Raw genomic sequence first — 19619 nt, 5'->3', positions numbered from 1 at the left:
TCCCTTTTGTTTTCTGTGCATTTTTGAGGTCGCCCTTCATCGCGCGTTCACTTAGACAACGATGTCAATACGTGACGGAGCGTAGGTTAAGTCCACGAGACAAGTCAACGAACTATGGCGGCCGGCATCGGTAAGGACCTGGCTGCTTTCGAGCCCGTCTGACCGGCACGGAGCTAGACACCGTTGTCATGACAGCGGGCAAGAGGTGGGAACGGACCTGCAGAACCAGCCCCAGCTGGCCTGCGGCAACGGTTGTTGGCTGCGCCGAACGCCCTTCCGGGCTACCGCAAACTTTCGGTGGGCGCCCTAGGCTTGAGGCATGCCCCCATCACGCCATCCGGCGGAACTGAGCCCGAAGAGCGAACCCCACCGGCGGCTTGCCATACGGCCTTACGCCCGCGCCGTGGCCCAGGTCTTGCGGGTCAGTTTCCGTGCATCCCCGGGCGCGGTGATCATGAAGGTGCTCGGCTCGCTGATCTCGGCCGTTCTTCCCCTGGTCACCACCTACTTTGCGTCCCTCACCACCACCGCGCTGGCCGCAGCCTACGCGGGCGACGCCGGAGCCGGACGCGTTGCGATCGTCTACGTCATTGTCACCGCGGCGCTGGGACTCTTCTGGGGCGCCTTCAACAGCGTTGACCGGTACATCCAGCAGTTGATGAGCTTCAAGGTGGGCGCCATTGTGGGCGACCAGATGTATCAGCGCTTCCTCGCCCTCGAATTCTGGCGCTATGACGACAAAGAGACCGTGGACCTCTACGACCGCGCCAAACGGTTCTCCGACTCCTATGCAAGGGTCCTGGACCGCATTGCCGCTATCTTTACGCAGCTCATCTCGGTCATCCTGGCCATCGGCGCCCTGCTGTTGGTCAGCTGGTGGATCGCCGTGATCGTCCTGGTGGCGATCGTGCCCAGCGTGTACCTGCAGTTCAAGCTGTCCAGGGAACAGATTGCGCACTGGAACACGCAGGTGGACTCACGCCGCCAACGCCGGATGATTGAAACCAACCTCCTCCGGCCGCAGCACATTGCCGAGATGCGGCTGTATGGCATTGTCGGTTTCCTCATGGACCTACGCTCCCGGCTCCGGGACGCAGACGAGCGGCGGCGCCTTGACTACCAGCGGCGCTACATCCCCAAGCAGTTGGCCGCCGATGCACTCCAGTACGGTGCGGAGGTGGTGTCGCTGATCTGGGTGGTGGGTCAGATCATTGCCCGTGCCCAGCCCGTGGGCCAGTTCCTCTATGTGCAGCAGATCGTCAGCCGCGCCCTGTCCACCGCAAACAACCTGGTGTCCTCCTTGAGCTCCATTGATGAAGACCTCGCCAACCTGAAGGACTACGAGTTGTTCATGGCAATGCCGGTTCACTCGGAGCACGCGCCGCCGTTGCTGGCAGCGCCGAAGGAAGTCGAGCTGAAGGACATCCGCTTCACGTACACCGGCAGTGACATCGAAGTGATCAGGGGCATCAGCCTGACCATCCGCCAAGGCCAGCACATTGCCATCGTGGGGGAGAACGGTGCCGGCAAGTCCACGCTGATCCGCATCCTGGCCGGCCTTTACCGTCCGGACTCCGGCCAGGTGCTGCTCGACGGCGTGGACCTCGCCGCCGTCGACGTCACCTCCTGGCACCGCCACCTGGCGGTGCTGAGCCAGGAGTTCCTGAAATACGAGTTTGCCACCGCGGCGGAGAACATCTACTTCGGCGACGTTGACTCGCCGCGGGACGATGACCGCATCCGCAAGGCGGCCGCGGATGCCGAGGCGCTCGACTTCATCAATAAGCTGCCCAACGGCCTGGACAACCACGTCAGCAACTGGATGGAGGACCCGCGCGGCCGGAAGGGCAGCGGCCTTTCCGGCGGCCAGTGGCAGCGCCTTGCCATGGCCAGGAACTTCTACCGGGACGCGTCCTTCATGGTGATGGACGAGCCCACCTCCGCCATTGATGCCCTGGCCGAACACCGCATCTTCACCCGGCTCTTCGCGGACCGCAGCAGCACCATCATCGCCATCAGCCACCGGCTTGCCACCATCGAGAAAGCCGACGTCGTGTACATGCTGGAGGACGGCGAAATCGTGGAGCAGGGCACGCACAAGGAACTGGTGGCCCTGCGCGGCAGGTACTTCAGGATGTTCGAATCCCAGCTGACGGTAGAGGAACCTACAGCAAACTAGGCCTCCACTATGGTGGTGCGCACCCTCGCGACACTGGGCCTGGGCGGGACGCTGCTGAAACCGAAGGTCACGGCGGGCCGGATGGGGGCCAGCGCTCCGGCGTCGGCGCCTTCCCATGAAACGACGGCGGAGGTCACGTGGTGCAGGTCCGTCACCCCGTAAAACTCTGCCCTGCCGCTGCCCGCCGTGCCGTAGGTGCGGGCACCGCGGGCTGCCAGGGCGGCCAGCGGACTGACTGCGGAGAGCCAGCGTGGATGGACTGCAAGTCGCCTGGGAAGTGCCTTCAGCGCGGAACCGAGGTAGGTCCTCGCCCCGGTGACTGCCTGGATTGCCAGCGGCCCGGCGTCGACCGCCAACGCGCCGCCGGACAGTCCGGCAGCAACGTCCACCATGCGCACCTCATCAAAGCTGTAGGTCGACGCTATGAAGCCGGCAACGTCGGCGGACGGCGCAAGCAGCAGGCGGTGACCTGAGGGTTCCTGCACCATGACGTCCGAGAAGGTCCCGAAAGGGGACTCCTGCCACATGCCAACCACCGCGCGCAGTCCGGATGTGGTGCCAATGCCGGCGATGTGCCCGTCGAAGATCCAGCGTCTGCCCATCATGCCACTGTAGCCACCGGCCGGGACCAACGGGGCTGCTGGGATAACCTAGAGCAGTGACTTATGAGATCGAGATCGGCCGTGGCAAGCGTGGGCGTCGTGCCTACTCCCTGGATGACATTGCAATCGTCCCCAACCGTCGCACCCGCGACCCCAAGGACGTTTCCGTCTCCTGGCAGATCGACGCCTACCAGTTCGACATGCCGGTGATCGCGGCCCCGATGGACTCCGCCATGTCACCGGCAACGGCCATCGCGCTGGGCAAGCTGGGCGGACTGGGCGTCCTTGACCTCGAGGGACTCTGGACCCGGTACGAGGATCCGCAGTCTGTTCTGGATGAAATCGCTGCGCTCCAGGACGAAACCAACAGCCCAGCCGTCACTGGCAGGATGCAGGAGCTGTACCGGGCGCCCATCCAGCCGGAACTCATCACGTCCCGCCTCGCCGAGATCCGCGAGGCCGGCGTCACCGTGGCCGGATCGCTCACCCCGCAGCGCACCCAGGAGCACTACAAGACGGTCGTGGCCGCAGGCGTCGACATCTTCGTCATCCGGGGCACTACCGTCTCCGCCGAGCATGTCTCCAAGAACCACGAACCGCTGAACCTGAAGCAGTTCATCTACGAACTCGACGTCCCCGTCATCGTGGGCGGGGCGGCCGGCTACACCCCGGCGCTGCACCTCATGCGGACCGGCGCGGCTGGTGTGCTGGTGGGCTTCGGGGGCGGCGCAACCACCACCACGCGGCGCGCCCTGGGCATCCACTCGCCCATGGCGTCAGCCATTTCCGACGTCGCGGCCGCCCGCCGGGACTACATGGACGAGTCCGGCGGCCGCTACGTGCACGTCATTGCCGACGGCGGCATGGGCACCTCGGGTGACATCGTCAAGGCCATCGCCATGGGCGCCGACGCCGTCATGCTGGGCAGCGCGCTGGCGCGCGCCGAAGAGGCACCCGGCAAGGGCTGGCACTGGGGCCAGGAGGCGCACCACCTGGAACTGCCGCGCGGTGACCGCGCCAACGTCGGCACCGTGGGTCCGCTGGAGGAAGTCCTCTTCGGGCCCGGCCACCACACCAACGGCACGTCCAACCTCATTGGTGCGCTGCGCCGCTCCATGGCGACCACCGGTTATTCGGACCTCAAGGAATTCCAGCGGGTCGACGTCGTCGTATCGCCCTACGCAGGGAACTGACGCGTTGGACGGGGCAGGGTGGGCGCCGCCCACCCTGCCCAAAGCACGCCGCCAGCAAGTAGTGTGGGTTTACAACCGGCACTAGAGGCACTGGAGGCGTTCAATGAAGAGTGTTCCTGCAAACGGCGGAGCCCTTGGCCCCGAAGCCAGGGAAGCATCCATCCAGCGGTTGCGCGCCACGTCCGAACCCGGCCGGGAACTGGACATCCTGATCGTCGGCGGCGGCATCGTCGGAGCGGGAGCCGCTTTGGACGCCGTGACCCGGGGGCTGAGCGTTGGCATCGTCGAGGCAAGCGACTGGGCTGCCGGCACGTCGTCACGGTCTTCGAAACTCATCCACGGCGGCCTGCGGTACCTGGAGATGCTCGACTTCGCCCTGGTCAAGGAGGCCCTGCAGGAACGCGGGCTGCTGCTCTCCGAAATCGCCCCGCACCTTGCCCGCCCGGTGCCCTTCCTGTATCCGCTCACCAAGCCGTTTGTCGAGCGGCCTTACGTGGGCGCCGGCATCGCGCTCTATGACCTCATGTCCATCTCCAGCGGACACAGCCGCGGCGTGCCGTTCCACAAGCACCTGAGCAAGCGCGGCACCCTGCGCGCCGCCCCCAGCCTGAAGAATGATGCCTTCGTGGGATCCATCCGGTACTACGACGGACAGGTGGACGACGCCAAATACGTGGCAAACCTGGTGCGTACCGCTGCGTACTACGGCGCCCACGCCGTGAACCAGATGGCGGTGGTGGACTTCCTGCGCGAGGGCGAGCGGGTGGTCGGAGCCAAGGTGGAGAACCATGAGGACGGGACGCAATTCAGCATCCGGGCCAAGCAGGTCATCAACGCCACCGGAGTCTGGACGGACGAAACCCAGGCCATGGTGACCGACCGGGGCCAGTTGAAGGTCCGTGCCTCCAAGGGCATCCACCTGGTGGTTCCCCGCGACCGCTTCCAATCCACCGTGGGCCTGATCCTGCGCACGGAAAAGTCGGTGCTCTTTGTCATCCCGTGGGGACGGCACTGGATCATCGGCACCACGGACACCGACTGGCACCTGGACAAGGCCCACCCCGCGGCCTCAAGCAAGGACATCGACTACGTCCTGGAGCACGTCAACCAGGTGCTCAAGCGCCCGCTGACCAGGGAGGACGTTGAAGGGGTCTATGCCGGACTCCGGCCGCTGCTTGCCGGTGAAAACGATTCAACCGCCAAGCTGTCCCGCGAGCACGTTGTGGCACACCCTGTCCCCGGCCTGGTGGTGGTGGCCGGCGGCAAGTGGACCACCTACCGGGTCATGGCCAAGGATGCGGTGGACGAGGCCACCCGCACCATGGACGAACGGGTCCCGCCGAGCTGCACGGAAACCATCCCGCTGCTGGGCGCCAGCGGCTTCCGTGCGGCCTGGAACCGGCGGAACCGCACCGCGGAGGAATCCGGGGTCCATGTGGCACGGATCGAGCACCTGCTCAACCGGTACGGCTCCATGACGCCCGAGGTGCTGGCCATCATCGAGCAGAACAAGGAACTTGCCGAGCCCATCCCGGGAGCGGATGACTACCTGCAGGCGGAGGCGGTCTATGCCGCAACCCATGAAGGGGCCCGCCACGTGCAGGACGTCCTGACCCGGCGGACGCGCATTTCCATCGAGGCCTGGGACCGCGGCGTGTCCGCTGCCCCTGTTGTCGCTAAACTGATGGGTGACGTCCTTGGCTGGAGTGACGCGCAGCGTGAAAACGAGGTCCGCCACTACATTGCCCGCGTGGAAGCCGAACGCCTCAGCCAGCAACAGCCGGACGACGAATCCGCAGACGCCGCCCGTCTGGGCGCGGAAAACATCGTGCCCTTGCGCTGAGGGGCCGTTCGCCCTGCACTGCTGACAGAAGGGATACGCCTTGGCGGAACCACTGGACCCGTATGACGCCCACCTCACCACTGCCGACATGGTGATCCTGGAAATGGAAGCGAAGGACAAGACCGACGCCACCACCCAGTTGGCGGAACGGCTGCACGCAGCCGGGCGGATCTCGGATCTTGACGGGTTCCTGAAGAACGTCAATGCCCGCGAGCACCAGCTTGCCACGGGGCTCCCGGGCGGCATCGGGCTGCCGCATGCGCGCAGCGAGTTCGTCTCCCAGACCTCGATCGCGGTGGGGATCGCCAAGTACGGCCATGCCCTGGACTTCGGCGCCGCCGACGGTCCGGCCACGGTGATCCTGCTGATTGCCACCCCCGCCAGTTCCTTTTCGGACCACCTGGAAGTGCTGGCCACCCTGGCACGGTCGCTTTCCAAGGAATCCTTCCGCGAATCGCTGCGGCGCGCCTACGACGCCGAAGTGATCGCCGAACTCATCAACTCCAGCCTGGTGTTCTTCGACCACTAGGTCCGCCCGGACCACCAGGCCCGCGTGTCCGCCCTTTCCAGGTCCGGGCGTCCCCGGCGTTTAGTTGTTCTACAAGAGTACGAAGTACGGTTAAGACGTGTGGAAAACAGCCCTCAAGCCCCGATGGATCGCAGGCTTTGTCTTCGCGATCGCGCTCTCCGGGGTCTTCGTGCTGTTGAGCCAATGGCAGTTCGGCCGCTCCACCCAACCCGAAGTGCCCGTTAATCCGGCCACCGAACAGGTCCAGCCGCTGACAAGCACGCTCCAGCCTGGCGAGTTCTTCCACGGCAGCGTCGCGGACCAGATGGTCACTGCGCAGGGAACGTACAGTGCGGACAAACAGGTCCTGGTTCCCGGCCGGCTCCATGACGGAAAGAGCGGCTACTGGGTGGTCTCGGCCTTCGCCGTGAACGGCGCCCCCACCCTGACCGGAGCCGCCGCAACACCGCAGACCTGGATCCCCGTGGCACGCGGGTGGGTGGCGGAACCGCAGGACGCGGCAGCACCGCCGTCGGGCCTTGTTGAACTGACCGGACGCCTGCTGCCGTCCGAGGCGCCGGTGGCCGGGAAAGCGCCGAAGCCGGGGGAGGCCTCGGCTGTGTCCGTGGCGGAGCTCATCAACTACTGGGACGTGAGCAGCTACCCGGGCTTCGTGTCGGCCACCGCAGAGGTGGTGGGCGGCCAGGACGTGAGTGCCGCGGCCGTACCCGGCAACCTCTTGCCGCTGGACATCGGCCCCCAGCCGCCGGCACAGCACATCAACTGGCTCAACCTCTTCTACTCCATCGAGTGGGTCGTCTTCGCCGGCTTTGCCCTCTTCATCTGGTGGCGGCTGGTCAAGGACGACTACCACCGGGACCTCGAGGAGGCCCTCGATGACGCCGAAGGTTCCGAGCAGGACGAACCGCACGAACCGCACCAGCTTCCCCCGCACCAGCCTGACCAGCACCAGCAGCCTGACCAGTCCCAGCAGAAGGTACAGCCATGATTGATCCGAAACCGGCCACCCCGTCCCCGCAGGCTCCCGGCGGCAAGACGTCCGGCAGGAAGCGCCGCTTCGGCGGCACCGAGGCCCAGATCCGGTCGGCCCTGAAGTTCTATAGGGTCATGGCCTACCTCACCGGCACCATGCTGCTCCTGCTGTGCGCTGAACTCGTGGCCCGGTACGGCTTCGGGCAGTACCTGTTCGCCGGCGGCACCAACGCCGTGACCGGCCAGCCGTTCGGTTTCGGGTTCGCGGACGCCGAGCCGCCGGGAGTACTGAACGGCGTGAACGTCTCTGTTACGGTCCTGATCGTGCACGGCTGGATGTACGTCGTCTACCTGATCTCCAACTTCCGCTTGTGGTCCCTGATGCGCTGGCCCTTCCTGAAGCTGGTCCTGCTGGCCCTTGGCGGCGTGGTGCCGTTCCTGTCCTTCATCGTCGAGAAGAAGTTCCACGCCGAGGCGGAGGCCGAACTCGCTGCCAACCCGCAGGCTCCGCAGCGGTACTAGCCCTCCGGGCTGCCGGCCGCTGAGGTGCCTGGCCCCTCGCGGCGGCCGCCCGCCGTCGTACGTCTGCTCCGTCACAGCACGGCGTCTCAAGGTGCGCCGGTGCAACGGCGCCAAGTAGGCTATTACGGTGACTACTCCCACTGCATCCCAAACTTCCCAGAAGCCGGTGCTGGTTGTTGATTACGGTGCCCAGTACGCGCAGCTGATTGCCCGCCGCGTCCGGGAAGCGAATGTGTATTCGGAAGTGGTTCCGCATACCTACACCACCGAGCAGCTCCTGGCCAAGAATCCCGCCGCCATCATCCTGTCCGGCGGACCTTCCAGCGTCTATGCCGACGGCGCCCCGAGCGTGGGTGCCGACCTCTTCGAAGCCGGCGTCCCCGTCTTTGGCATCTGCTACGGCTTCCAGGCCATGGCCAACGCCCTGGGCGGCAAGGTGGACAAGACCGGCCTGCGGGAGTACGGATCCACCGAAACCACCATCCTCGGTGACAGCCGCTCGGTGCTTGAGGGCATGCCCCAGCACCAGAAGACCTGGATGAGCCACGGCGACTCCGTCCACCAGGCGCCGGAAGGCTTCGAAGTCCTGGCGACGACGGCGGGCGCGGAGGTAGCTGCCTTCGCCAACGAGGAAAAGGGTCTCTTCGGCGTGCAGTGGCACCCGGAGGTCAAGCACTCCGCCTACGGCCAGCAGGTGCTGGAGAACTTCCTGTTCAACTGCGCCAAGCTCGAGCCCAACTGGACCACCGGCAACATCCTGGAAGAGCAGGTGGAACGCATCCGCCAGCAGGTGGGGGATGCACGGGTCATCTGCGGCCTCTCCGGCGGCGTGGACTCCGCAGTGGCGGCAGCCCTGGTCCAGCGTGCCGTAGGCGACCAGCTCACCTGCGTGTTCGTGGACCACGGACTCCTGCGTGAAGGCGAAGCGGAGCAGGTGGAGCGCGACTTCGTGGCCGCCACCGGCGTGAAGCTGTACGTCGCCAACGAACAGGAACGCTTCCTCTCGGCCCTGGCAGGCGTCAGCGATCCGGAAACCAAGCGCAAGATCATCGGCCGCGAGTTCATCCGCGCCTTTGAGGAAGCCGAACTGGCCATCATCGCCGAGGCCGCTGCCCACGGCGAGAAGATCAAGTTCCTGGTCCAGGGCACCCTGTACCCGGACGTCGTCGAATCCGGCGGCGGCGAAGGTGCCGCGAACATCAAGAGCCACCACAACGTGGGCGGCCTCCCCGAGGACCTGCAGTTCGAGCTCGTTGAGCCGCTGCGCGCCCTGTTCAAGGACGAGGTCCGCGCAGTGGGTGCCCAGCTGGGGCTGCCGCAGGAAATCGTTGGCCGCCAACCGTTCCCCGGCCCCGGCCTGGGCATCCGGATTGTCGGCGAAGTGACCAAGGAGCGGCTGGACCTGCTGCGCAAGGCAGACGCCATTGCACGCGCCGAACTCACGGCAGCCGGCCTGGACAACGAGGTCTGGCAGATGCCCGTCGTCCTGCTGGCGGACGTCCGCAGCGTGGGCGTCATGGGCGACGGCCGTACCTACGGCCACCCCATCGTGCTTCGCCCCGTCTCCTCCGAGGACGCCATGACGGCCGACTGGTCGCGGCTGCCCTACGATCTCCTGGCCCGGATCTCCGGCCGGATCACCAACGAGGTGGACGGCGTCAACCGGGTGGTCCTGGACGTCACCAGCAAGCCGCCGGGAACCATCGAATGGGAATAGCATCCTAAGTGGCCGGCCTCCGCCAGCGGGGGCCGGCCGCTGCTTTTCCCGGATGAATCCCGGCAATTTCCCGTGCTCCAGTGTTGCGGTCGCTCAAGTCCGGCGCCGAAGCGGCTACTCTCGAATCTATGCCGGTATGGTCCAGGACGTCACGTGCAAGCGCAGAAAAGAAGGCAGAAGTGTCAGTTGGTCAAGGCCACCCGGAAGGCTCGGAAGAGCTTCGCAAATGGCTGTCCGGGCTTAAACCCGTTACCGGCGCGGACACGATGCTGCGCTTCACCAAGACACCCGAAGGCTCCATCGACCTTACGTCGGCACACCCCTCCGGGCTCGCCCAGCTCATGGCCGGGCGCCGCACACGCCTGTCCACCCTGATCCGTGACCGGCAGCAGTATGTGGTGGCGGCCCGCGCTTCGCGCAACATCCGGTCCAAGATCTTCGAGCTCGCCAACGACCGCGGCATCGATGCCGGCTACCTGTCCGCCGGCACTGTGGTGTGGACGTCAGCCGTCGGCGGCAAACCCCAGCGGGTGTCCGCTCCGGTCATGCTGACCGCCATCTCCCTCACGGTACGGCCGGGGGAGGACGACTTCGAACTGCAGCTCACCGAGCAGGCGCACATCAACCCGGCCCTGGTGCGGCACCTGAAGAACATCCACGGGATCGTCTTTGACGTCAACGCCGTGACCCGCCTCGCCTACAGCACCGCCCGGTTTGACCCCCAGCCTGTCCTGGACCGGCTGGCCACCCTGATCCGGCCCATCCACGGCGCGGAAACCCAGCACAACCTGCTCGTTTCCACGTTCGCCGACCTCTCCGGCAACCTCGACGATCCCTGGATCAACGACTCCCATCCCCTTGTGTCCGCGCTGGCAACTGCTGCCGGCGGCGAAGTGGTGGACGTGGAGGAACCCGACCTCTCCCGCTTCCCCCACCTGGACAACAGGCACCCCAAGGACGAGCTGCTGCTGCTGGATGCGGACACTGACCAGCAGTACGTCGTGGACGCGGCCCGCGCCGGAGACTCCCTGGTGGTCAGCAGTCCGCCCGGCACCGGGCAGACCCAGACGGCCATCAACACCATCGGTGCCCTGGTGGACGCCGGCAAGACTGTCCTGGTGGTGGGCGACCGCCGCGCCAGCCTCAACGAGGTCTCCGGGCATCTGGAGTCGCTGGGGCTGGAGTCCATCCTGTTCCAGCTCTCCGGAAACGTCACGGCGCAGCAGCTGAAGGGCCAGCTGCTCCGGGCGATCGTGCGCAACGAAAAGTCACTGGAACCCCAGCTCGGGAACCTCCACAACACCCTGGTGGAACACCGGCACGCCCTCATGGACCACGTGGCGTCGCTCCACAACGTCCGCGAGCGTTGGGGCTGCTCGCCCTACCAGGCCATGCAGTCACTCGCGGAGCTCACCTCCATCCACCCCGCGCCGGCCACCACCGTCCGGCTCAAGCGCAGCGTCCTGGACAGTATCCGGGACCGCGAGGAGCTGGCCGGCAGGCTCAGGCGCGCCGCGGAACTGGGCAGCTTCAGTAAGGCGGCCACCACCAGCCCCTGGCACGGGGCCCGGCTGCTGACCCGCAAGGAGACGGAGGAAGCCCAGGACCTGGTCCGCTCCGTCGCCAAGAGCCTTCCCCTCCTCCGCGACCGCATGGACGCCGTTGCGGAGCACGCCGAAATCCGCCTGGGCGAATCATTCGCCGAGTGGGGCGAGCAGCTGGAACTGCTGGTCGCCGTCCGCGGAAGCCTGGACAAGTTCACCCCGGACATCTTTGACCGGCCCGTGACGGACCTAATTTCCGCCACCGCGCCGTCCGCCTGGCGGCGTGAGCGCGGCATCGAGCTGACTGCCATGCAGCGCTCAAGGCTGCGCCGGGTCGCCAAGGAGTACGTGCGCCCGGGCGTCCACATCGCAGACCTGCACTCATCCCTGGTGCTGGTGCAGGAGCAGCGCGCCCTGTGGGCGGGCTACGCCACCACGCAGCGGCACCCCGCCGTACCTTCCGGCCTGGCCGAAATGATTGCCATGTACCGGTCCCTGGACGGCGAGCTGGCACAGCTGGGTGAGGCGCTGCGGCACACGGAAGGCGGCGGCTCGCTGTCTACCGTTCCCTACGCGCGGCTGATGGAACGCCTGGAGCGCCTGGTGGCGGACACCGACACGCTTAAGACCCTGCCCGAGCGCACCCTCCTGGTCGAGAACATGCGCGAACACGGCCTGGGCGAGCTCCTGGCCGACCTCGCCGAGCGGGAAGTCCCGGAGGGATCCGTTGCCGCCGAGCTGGAGCTGGCCTGGTGGCAGTCCGCGCTTGAGGCAATGATCAGCGGTGACGACTACTTGGCCATGTCCGACGGCGACGCGCTGCGCCAGCTTGAGGCAGAGTACCGGCTGGCGGACAACGCCCACGTTGCCAGCGGCGCCGCCCGACTGCGGTGGGACCTGGCGGAACGGTGGCGCACAGCCATCGCTGCCCAGCCCCGCCAGGCCGACCTGCTGCGGAGCCTGCTCAAGGACGGCCGGGTCTCCCTGCCGGCCCTTACCGCACAGGCTCCGGACCTGATCGGCACCCTGGTTCCCGTCTGGTCTGTCAGCCCGTACCTGATGACGGGCCTGCTTCCGGCGGAACAGCACTTCGACGCCGTCGTGATCCTCGATGCGGAAGCCACCTCGCTTCAGGCTGTCCTGCCGGCAATCGCCCGTGCACGGCAGGTGATTGCCTTTGGCGACTCGCGCATTGCCACGCCGCGGACCTTCACCGTCGGGGTGGAACGGCTGGCGCCCGGCGAGTCGGCCCACCACCGGGTGGAAAGTGCCTTCACGGCATTGTCTGCCGTGCTTCCGGTGTGGCGGCTCAACGTGGTGTACCGGGCGGTGGACGAGGACCTGGTCCTTCAGCTGAGCAAGAACTTTTACGACGGCGGCCTGCGCCGGCTGCCGGAAGGCCAGTCGGCCACGGGGCTGGACCGGTCGCTGCTTGTGGAATACCTGCCGGACGGCACGGGCCTGCCCAGTGCCGGCGACGAAGGCGTGGAGTCTGTGGTGGCCGAGGTCAACCGCGTGGTGGAGCTCGTCTTCGAACACGCCCGCCTGCGCCCGCGAACGTCGCTGGCAGTGGTTACCGCAAGCCTGCGGCACGCCGCCAGGATTGGTGAATCCATCAGGCTCCAGCTGTCCAACCAGCCGGGCCTGGCCGGCTTCTTCGGCGCCGGGCCGGAATCTTTCCGGGTAGTTGACCTTGAACGCGCCCAGGGCCTGGTCCGCGACCACGTCATTTTCTCGCCCGGATTCGGGCGGACCCCGCACGGCCGCGCCCTGCACAACTTCGGGCCGCTCTCCGCGGAGGGCGGCCGGGAGAAGTTTGCCCTGGCCATGACCCGGGCGCGCCGTTCCATGCACGTGCTCACCTGCTTCCGGCCGGAGGACCTGGACCACACCAGGCTCACCCACGGGGCGGTGGATCTTTATACGCTGCTGGACCGGGAAATTTCCGGCAACACCGATCTCGGGACTCCCGCGTCCCGCGCCGCGGCCAGCGAGCAGGCGCTGGGAGCGGACCCGCTGGTAGCGGACCTGGGGGACCGGCTGCGGGCCCGTGGCGCCAGGGTCTGGCACCAGTACGACGGCGCCATCGACGTGGTTGCCGCGGCGGATCCCCTGAACACCATGGGCCAGGACGACCCCGACCTCCCGCGGCCCGTGGCCATCGAATCCGACGGCACGGCCCAGTACCGCACCATGAGCGTGCGTGAGCGCAGCAGGCTGCGGCCGCAACTGCTGGAACGCCTGGGATGGCGGTACATGCCGCTGTGGACCATCGAGGTCTTCACGGACCCCTCGTCCTGCGCGGACCGCATCGCCGGTTACCTGGGACTTGAGAAGATGGTGCTTCCGGGCCGGACCACGTCCAGCACAGGATTCCTGGACGATGACTTCAACCACGCACTTCACGGAATTGATGGGGCGCCTGCTGCCGGTGTTTCCTACCTGCCTTCCGAGGCTGTCAGCCAAGGCCGGCGCGCCCAGGGGACAAGGGAAGCGGGTGCCACGACGAGAGAAGACCGGCCTGGGAAAGACAGGCCCGAGGAAGACATGCGCCAGAACGAGAACAACACCCGGAACACGAACGACCTGAACAGGAACGACGACCTGGATAAGAACGGCGGCTCGAACAGGAACGACGACCTGGACAAGAACGGCGGCGCGAACAGGAGCGGGGCCGCAGCCGGAACTGACCGCGGTGCCGCTCCCGCGGATTCCGCAGCGCCGGTGCCTTCTCCGGGGGCGCGGCCGGCAGCGGGGGGCACCGACGAGATCCTCCCGAGCAAGGCGGCGGAAGACGACGCCCGCAGCTGGGGTGACCGGGAGGACGATCACGATACCTGGTTGAAGGAACAGAAACCGCCGCACTGGGGCTGACCCACATCATCCGGGCCACGCTTGAGGTCAGGGCGGCCCGACCAGGACGAAGAACAGCCTGCCCTGGGTGGAGGCGCCGGCCAGGCGCAGTGATTGTTCGGCGGTGGCTGCCACCACGATCAGTCCATCGGTCTCGGTGGTGCCGAGCCATTGACCCCCTTGGCCGCCGTTGTTCGAGGTCCACAGCACCGGGACGGCAGACGCCAGGACCTCAGAGGGACTCTTCTGGTCGAACCCGTTGGCTGATGTCAGCACAATGTTGACCAGCTGGCCGGGGGAGACCAGCTGGATGGATGAGGCATCCGCCATCCGCAGGGGAACCGCGGCCGAACCGGGGGGCGTCCCTGCCAGGAGCCCGGGGCCCAGCAGCTGGGCGTCGGTGAGGAGCTGGCCCTTCCGCAGCGGCGCTGCGAGCTGCTTGCCTGCGGTTGCGGATCCATCCCGGAGGAAGCCGTCGGTCACCATCCCGGGCGGCACCTGGACCTGGGCCAGGTCTGCTGCCGTTACCGTTGTTCCCGCGGGCAGATCCCGGGCAGCGGACAGCGCCGTGACGGTGGTGAGCGGGGCGGGAGTGAGTTGCTGGACAGCGATTGCTGCAGCTGCGCACAAGAGCAGGGCCGCTACGAGGCGTCGGTTGCGGCTTAGCCAGCCGGCAAACCGCGAGTGCAGGGGACGCCGTCCGGGGTGGCGGTGGATGTTACGGGCACCTGCAGCATGGACATGGCCGGGGAACCGGAGACCGTCGCGGCGACGTCGGAAGAGTACTGGCATGCGCCCACGCTAGGTGACGCCAAAGCGGCACGGGAGCCCGGATGGCGGCTATGTGGACAAAGGCGGCCGGACGCAGGGAGCGTCCGGCCGCCGTCGTAAAGTCCTGGGCTGCTTAGCTGGTGGCAGCTGCTGCCGGCGCCGACGCGGCGGGGGTGGCAGCGGGCGTCGCTGCGGGTGCGGGGGAGACGGAGCTGCCCTTGGAATCGCGGGAATCCGTGCGGTAGAAACCCGAGCCCTTGAAGACGACACCGACGCTGTTGAACTTCTTGCGCAACGTGCCCTCGCATTCCGGGCAGGACGTCAGGCTGCTGTCCGAGAACGACTGGACAATGTCGAAGGCGTGGCCGCAATCCTTGCAGGCGTAAGCATATGTTGGCACTGGTGCTCCTCCTCTTGGGCAAACGAGAGGTCCCGTGCTGCCACCGGGTAAACCGTTAGCAGTCGCAGGGCCTGAGTGCTAATTCTATCACTGTGCCCGAATGGACGGGCTCAGGCGTTGCCCGCCAATGGCCGGTATCCGGACGGGGCCAGGACGGCCGGGACCGGTCGGTCGAACTTCTCGGCCGGTATCCGGCCGGCGGGCAGCAATTCGTCATCGTAGATAACAGCGGCCAGGGGAATTTCCTTCCCTGCCGTAGCCAGGTGCCCCAGGAATTTGTCGTAGTAGCCTCCGCCCTGCCCGATCCTGTTGCCGGCGAGGTCCACTGCGGTGGCCGGAATAAAGAGCACCGCTGCGCCACCGGCCGTTTCCGGCCCGTGACGGTGCCCCGTGGGCTCCAGGATTGGTGCATATTTGCTGCGCTCGAAGCTGGTCTCCGGCGTCCAGAACACCCAGCTCAATTCGCGGCCTTCCTCGCACACCGGAAGCAGTACCTGATGGCCGCTGCGATGCAGGGCGTTGATCAGGGGCAGGGTGGGCGGTTCGTGTCCCACGCCAAGGTACACGCAGGCTATCGAGGCGTGCTTCCCTGTGACCGTCCCCGCCCATGCTTCCCCATGGACGGCCAGGGCCGCGCCGGCAGCTTCGAGCTGCGCCGGCGTCAGCGCTGCCCGCCGCCGGCGGTGGGCGGCCCTGATGCCGTCCTTGACTGCGTTGGTCTCCTGCAGCATGGTGTCCTTCCTGCGATGCCCCGTATTGGGAGGTTCTTCCCGCACCGGCACGGGCTTGCCGCTCCGGTGGTTACTGAAATGCTTGACGCTGACGTTAGATTAGACCGGTGAACACCAGTAACCCCAGAGTCCGCAAAGCCGTCATTCCCGCCGCGGGCCTGGGCACCAGGTTCCTGCCAGCCACCAAGGCGATGCCCAAGGAAATGCTCCCCGTCGTGGACAAGCCTGCCATCCAGTACGTGGTGGAGGAAGCCGTCCACGTGGGCCTCCACGACATCCTGATGATTACCGGCCGCAACAAGCGGGCCCTGGAAGACCACTTCGACCGCGTGCCGTCCCTTGAGTCAACGCTCGAGGACAAAGGGGACACGGAGAAGCTGGCGTCCATCCAGGCGGCCAGCCAGTTGGGTGACATCCACTACGTCCGGCAGGGCGACCCCCACGGCCTGGGCCATGCGGTGCTCCGCGCAAAACAGCACGTGGGTGACGAAGCCTTCGCTGTCCTGCTGGGAGATGACCTGATTGACGCCCGCGACGAACTGCTCAGCACGATGATTGACGTCCAGGCCAAAACCGGCGGGTCCGTCGTCGCCCTGATTGAAGTGGAGCCGTCGGAGATCAGCGCCTACGGCTGTGCGGACATCCAGGACATCGACGGCGAAGACTACGTCCGCGTCAACCGGCTGGTGGAAAAGCCGTCACCCGAGGAAGCGCCCTCCAACCTGGCCCTGATCGGGCGTTATGTCCTGCACCCCGCCGTGTTCGGCGTCCTTGAACACACCGAACCGGGCCGGGGCGGGGAAATCCAGTTGACGGATGCCCTCCAGGAACTTGCCTCCGGTGATGGTGAAGGGCACGGGGTGTACGGGGTCGTGTTCCGGGGCCGGCGTTACGACACCGGCGACAAACTCAGCTACCTCAAGGCCTGCATCCAGCTCGCCATCGACAGCGACGACCTGGGCCCGGGCCTGCGGGAATGGCTGCCAGGTTTCACCTCGGACCTTTCCCGCTAGCGCCATGCGCAGTGGTCCCATCTGGCCGGTCACCCTGGAGTGCGGCGACTTGGTCCTGCGGCCCATCCGGTACCGCGACAAGAATGAATGGATGGAGGTGCGCTCGCGTAACAGTGAGTGGCTGCAGCCGTGGGAGGCCTCCAATCCGGATCCGGGCGGTGGGCTGCCCGATTACCGGCACATGGTCCGGTCGCTCAAAGTGCAGGCCGCGCAGGCCACAGCTTTGCCCTTCCTTATTACCGAGTGGAGGCCGGGCCTCAGCAGCCCCGCCATCGTGGGCCAGTTGACCGTGTCGTCAATCGTGTGGGGTTCGGCCATGATGGCAACCCTTGGCTACTGGGTTGACCAGGCACGGGCTGGACGGGGGATCGCCCCCACCTCCGTGGCGTTGGTGACGGACCACTGCTTCAGGACCCTCGGCCTGCACCGGATGGAAATCAATATCCGGCCCGAGAACGGACCCAGCCTGCGGGTGGTGGAAAAGCTGGGATTCCGGGACGAGGGGTACCGGCCCCGTTTCCTGCACATCAACGGCAAATGGGCCGACCACCGTTCCTTCGCCCTCACCGCGGAAGAAGTCCCGGAGGGCCTGCTGGGCCCCTGGCTGGCCTCGCGCCGGTCATAAATCCAACGGTTTGCCAGAGGGGGCACGACACACCGGGGCTAATGCGGCCTGAGCAGGCATGATGCTCATACGGTTTTGAGTGTGGACTTCCCCCTTAGCAGCTCAGTGATCCTCGTGGTTGCCGTCGCGCTCTGGATTGTATGGGTTGCCCCTTACGTCCTCCGGAACCGCCGGCACCAGTTCCAGCCTGCCGTCGACTTCCTGGCAGACGCCCCCGCCGATGAGGGGCCGGATCCGCACGCCGGCCTGGTCTTGAACGTCGCCGCCCAGCAGGAGAAAGCCATGGAACCCAGGAAGAGTCCGGCACCCGGTGCCGGCGCTGCCAGCACCCCCCCTCCGGCCCGGCTCCGCATCCGCTACGGCCGGACCGCGCTGGCCCTGGTGGGGCTGCTCTCCCTTGTCACTGCATTCATTTCCGGGATCCTGGCTGCCTTTGGCATCGGTTCGCCTGCCCTTCCGATCCTGTGCACGGTGCTGACTGTCGGGTCGGTGGCGCTGCTGCGTATGCTTGCCGTCCGCGACCGCAAGGCAAAGGTCAATGCTGCGTTCCGCTCGGCCATGAGTGCGCCTGCACGCCGCCCGGAGACGGCCGACGCGATTCCCCCAAAACCTGAGGCCGCCCCCGCGCGGCCGGACAGCCCGCTTTTCGATGCCGAGGCAGGCCAGGCCGGGATCAAGCGGCTCACGGCAGTTGAGCTTCGTGAAGCAGCCCTCGCCGTCGCGGTGGCTGCCGGCGATACCAGTGCTGCAGAGGCGGCCCCGGCCACTCCGGCGGGAACCCCTTGGGAGCCGGTGGAAGTCCCCAAGCCCGTTTACGTGGACGCAGCCAAGGCAAAGCGCCCGGAGCCGCAGCCTCTTGAACTTCCTGAGGCGCCTAAGGCAGTTGGCAAGCCGTCCCTGAAGCAGGGCGCTGCCGGGGTGCAGGCAGCGGAGTCCGCGGAAGCACAGCAGGTGGCCGATCAGCAGTTGACCAAGGCGCAGAGCGCGCTGAGCAACCTCGACGACGTTCTTCAGCGCCGGCGCGCGTAAAGTTTGGGCGGGGCACCTTGGGGTCCCGCGGCCGGCCGGAGCGTCAATTGGCGTTGGGCCGGGAAAATTTGTAGCCTAGGGACACCGGTTCCGCACCATCCTGGAACGCCTTGCAGGTTGCGGCCGATTCCGGGGCTATAGCTCAGTTGGTAGAGCGCTTCGTTCGCATCGAAGAGGTCAGGAGTTCGAATCTCCTTAGCTCCACCATTTGCAGGCGTGTTGCCAGAGCCAGAACACCTGGTTTGCCTTCCTTTTCAAACGCAGGTGCCCACCGCCGGGCGATTCCTGTCCGCGGGCGGACTCCGCGGATCCTTCCCTCGCTCGTCCCTTCCCGTGGCCCTGATGCAACGAGCCGCTTCCGCAGACCGGGCAAAGGGCGCCTGGGGCCCCTGGTTGTGCACCACGGTTCCCGGGCCTGGCTTGTAGGGAGCAGAGGGTGGGGACATCGTCAGGGGGCCCTGGATGTGGCCTTGGCTGGCGGCAAGGGCGCCAACCTGGGCGAACTGCTGCGCGGAGGCTTTCCGGTGCCGCCGCATACGCTGGGCGGGCGCCTCACGGAAGCCGGTGTCCTGGCCGGGCCCACGGATGTCACTCACCTGCGCTTCGAGGAACTTTGCGGCAATGCCCGACGGCGGGGCGTTGCCGCCGGCGGAGAAGGAGCGGCACCGCCGGCGTGTGCTGGCCCGCGCCGCCAAACGCAGTGAGCTGGAAGGTAGGTCCGCAACCCGCACCCTCGTGAACGGGCAAACAGTGGTGGTGGACGGAACCGCGGGACGCGTTACCGTTCCCATAGGCAAAACGCCCCCGGATGCAGGCTCGATCGGAGGGGTGGGGGCCTAGAGTGGGCCTCATGGGAATCATCATCGGACTTCTTGTCCTCTGGCTCATCCTGTCCATCGTCGGCTTCGTCGTGAAGGGCCTTCTCTGGCTCGCCATCATCGGCCTGGTCCTCTTCGTCGCCACCGGCGTCTGGGGCTGGCTGAAGCGCAGAACCAACGCCTGACCGTCACCGCCTGCCCGGACCGGCTGTCACCGGCCCGGGTGGGCGGTGGGCGTTAGCGGTCGAAGGACCCTGTCTTTTTCCTCCTGCCGGCGT

17 protein-coding genes and 1 tRNA gene are annotated in these 19619 nt (G+C 66.7%); 14 read left to right on the top strand and 4 right to left on the bottom strand.

Annotation, left to right across the window (positions count from 1 at the left end):
- Nucleotides 1–319 precede the first annotated feature (319 nt).
- A complete protein-coding gene (locus tag FB478_RS06940) occupies nt 320–2179 on the top strand; it encodes an ABC transporter ATP-binding protein (protein WP_144600003.1) in 1860 nt (619 codons plus the stop codon).
- Here the strand turns inward: FB478_RS06940 and FB478_RS06935 are convergent.
- Complete coding sequence (locus FB478_RS06935) at nt 2176–2781, bottom strand: hypothetical protein (RefSeq protein ID WP_144600002.1); 606 nt, start codon at nt 2779–2781, stop codon at nt 2176–2178. The two genes, FB478_RS06940 and FB478_RS06935, sit on opposite strands and share 4 nt — an antisense overlap.
- A 56-nt stretch (nt 2782–2837) precedes the next feature.
- Here FB478_RS06935 and FB478_RS06930 point away from each other — a divergent pair, with 56 nt between their 5' ends.
- The 7 genes from FB478_RS06930 (at nt 2838) to FB478_RS06900 (ending at nt 13975) form a co-directional block, all read left to right on the top strand.
- Nucleotides 2838–3974 (top strand): GuaB3 family IMP dehydrogenase-related protein, encoded by a 1137-nt coding sequence (locus FB478_RS06930; protein WP_018769221.1) that lies wholly within the window; start codon nt 2838–2840, stop codon nt 3972–3974.
- Between the two features lie 103 nt (nt 3975–4077).
- Nucleotides 4078–5817 carry a glycerol-3-phosphate dehydrogenase/oxidase gene (locus FB478_RS06925; protein ID WP_056394166.1) on the top strand — a complete coding sequence of 580 codons (1740 nt, stop codon included), beginning with the start codon at nt 4078–4080 and terminating at the stop codon, nt 5815–5817.
- Between the two features lie 40 nt (nt 5818–5857).
- Nucleotides 5858–6346 carry a PTS sugar transporter subunit IIA gene (locus tag FB478_RS06920; protein WP_056394163.1) on the top strand — a complete coding sequence of 163 codons (489 nt, stop codon included), beginning with the start codon at nt 5858–5860 and terminating at the stop codon, nt 6344–6346.
- 97 nt (nt 6347–6443) lie between these two features.
- Nucleotides 6444–7334: an SURF1 family protein gene (locus FB478_RS06915; protein ID WP_056394160.1), complete on the top strand. Its 891-nt coding sequence runs from the start codon at nt 6444–6446 to the stop codon at nt 7332–7334.
- Entirely contained in the window at nt 7331–7840 is a 510-nt protein-coding gene (locus tag FB478_RS06910) for a DUF3817 domain-containing protein (protein WP_056394158.1), read from the top strand. The genes FB478_RS06915 and FB478_RS06910 overlap by 4 nt, the downstream gene beginning before the upstream one ends.
- 127 nt (nt 7841–7967) lie before the next feature.
- Complete coding sequence (guaA, locus tag FB478_RS06905) at nt 7968–9557, top strand: glutamine-hydrolyzing GMP synthase (RefSeq protein ID WP_056394155.1); 1590 nt, start codon at nt 7968–7970, stop codon at nt 9555–9557.
- A 128-nt stretch (nt 9558–9685) separates the two neighbouring features.
- Nucleotides 9686–13975, top strand: coding sequence for a DUF4011 domain-containing protein (locus tag FB478_RS06900; protein ID WP_144600001.1), 4290 nt, complete (start codon nt 9686–9688; stop codon nt 13973–13975).
- A 27-nt stretch (nt 13976–14002) separates the two neighbouring features.
- Here FB478_RS06900 and FB478_RS06895 read toward each other — a convergent pair whose 3' ends face one another.
- From FB478_RS06895 to FB478_RS06885, 3 genes are all read right to left on the bottom strand, one after another.
- The gene (locus FB478_RS06895; RefSeq protein ID WP_186447735.1) at nt 14003–14746 is read right to left on the bottom strand and encodes a Flp pilus assembly protein CpaB; all 744 of its coding nucleotides are present in this window, start codon (nt 14744–14746) and stop codon (nt 14003–14005) included.
- Nucleotides 14747–14858: 112 nt separating this feature from the next.
- Entirely contained in the window at nt 14859–15125 is a 267-nt protein-coding gene (locus FB478_RS06890) for an FmdB family zinc ribbon protein (RefSeq protein WP_144600000.1), read from the bottom strand.
- Between the two features lie 110 nt (nt 15126–15235).
- Nucleotides 15236–15856 carry a 5-formyltetrahydrofolate cyclo-ligase gene (locus FB478_RS06885; protein ID WP_018769230.1) on the bottom strand — a complete coding sequence of 207 codons (621 nt, stop codon included), beginning with the start codon at nt 15854–15856 and terminating at the stop codon, nt 15236–15238.
- A gap of 107 nt (nt 15857–15963) precedes the next feature.
- On the opposite strand from FB478_RS06885, the gene galU reads away from it, so the two are divergent.
- From galU to FB478_RS21085, 6 genes are all read left to right on the top strand, one after another.
- The gene (galU, locus tag FB478_RS06880) at nt 15964–16869 is read left to right on the top strand and encodes a UTP--glucose-1-phosphate uridylyltransferase GalU (protein ID WP_018769231.1); all 906 of its coding nucleotides are present in this window, start codon (nt 15964–15966) and stop codon (nt 16867–16869) included.
- 4 nt (nt 16870–16873) lie between these two features.
- Nucleotides 16874–17494 carry a GNAT family N-acetyltransferase gene (locus FB478_RS06875; protein ID WP_018769232.1) on the top strand — a complete coding sequence of 207 codons (621 nt, stop codon included), beginning with the start codon at nt 16874–16876 and terminating at the stop codon, nt 17492–17494.
- A gap of 105 nt (nt 17495–17599) precedes the next feature.
- Nucleotides 17600–18523 (top strand): hypothetical protein, encoded by a 924-nt coding sequence (locus tag FB478_RS06870; RefSeq protein WP_144600058.1) that lies wholly within the window; start codon nt 17600–17602, stop codon nt 18521–18523.
- A gap of 131 nt (nt 18524–18654) precedes the next feature.
- Nucleotides 18655–18730: transfer RNA gene (locus FB478_RS06865), tRNA-Ala, on the top strand.
- Between the two features lie 414 nt (nt 18731–19144).
- Nucleotides 19145–19363, top strand: coding sequence for a hypothetical protein (locus tag FB478_RS06860; protein ID WP_144599999.1), 219 nt, complete (start codon nt 19145–19147; stop codon nt 19361–19363).
- A gap of 10 nt (nt 19364–19373) precedes the next feature.
- Nucleotides 19374–19526 carry a hypothetical protein gene (locus tag FB478_RS21085; protein WP_018769235.1) on the top strand — a complete coding sequence of 51 codons (153 nt, stop codon included), beginning with the start codon at nt 19374–19376 and terminating at the stop codon, nt 19524–19526.
- Nucleotides 19527–19619: the final 93 nt, after the last annotated feature.

Source organism: Arthrobacter sp. AG367 (assembly GCF_007828995.1).
Classification (GTDB): Bacteria; Actinomycetota; Actinomycetes; order Actinomycetales; family Micrococcaceae; genus Arthrobacter.
Note: the sequence above shows the minus strand (reverse complement) of the source record. Positions and strands in the feature narration are given on the sequence as shown.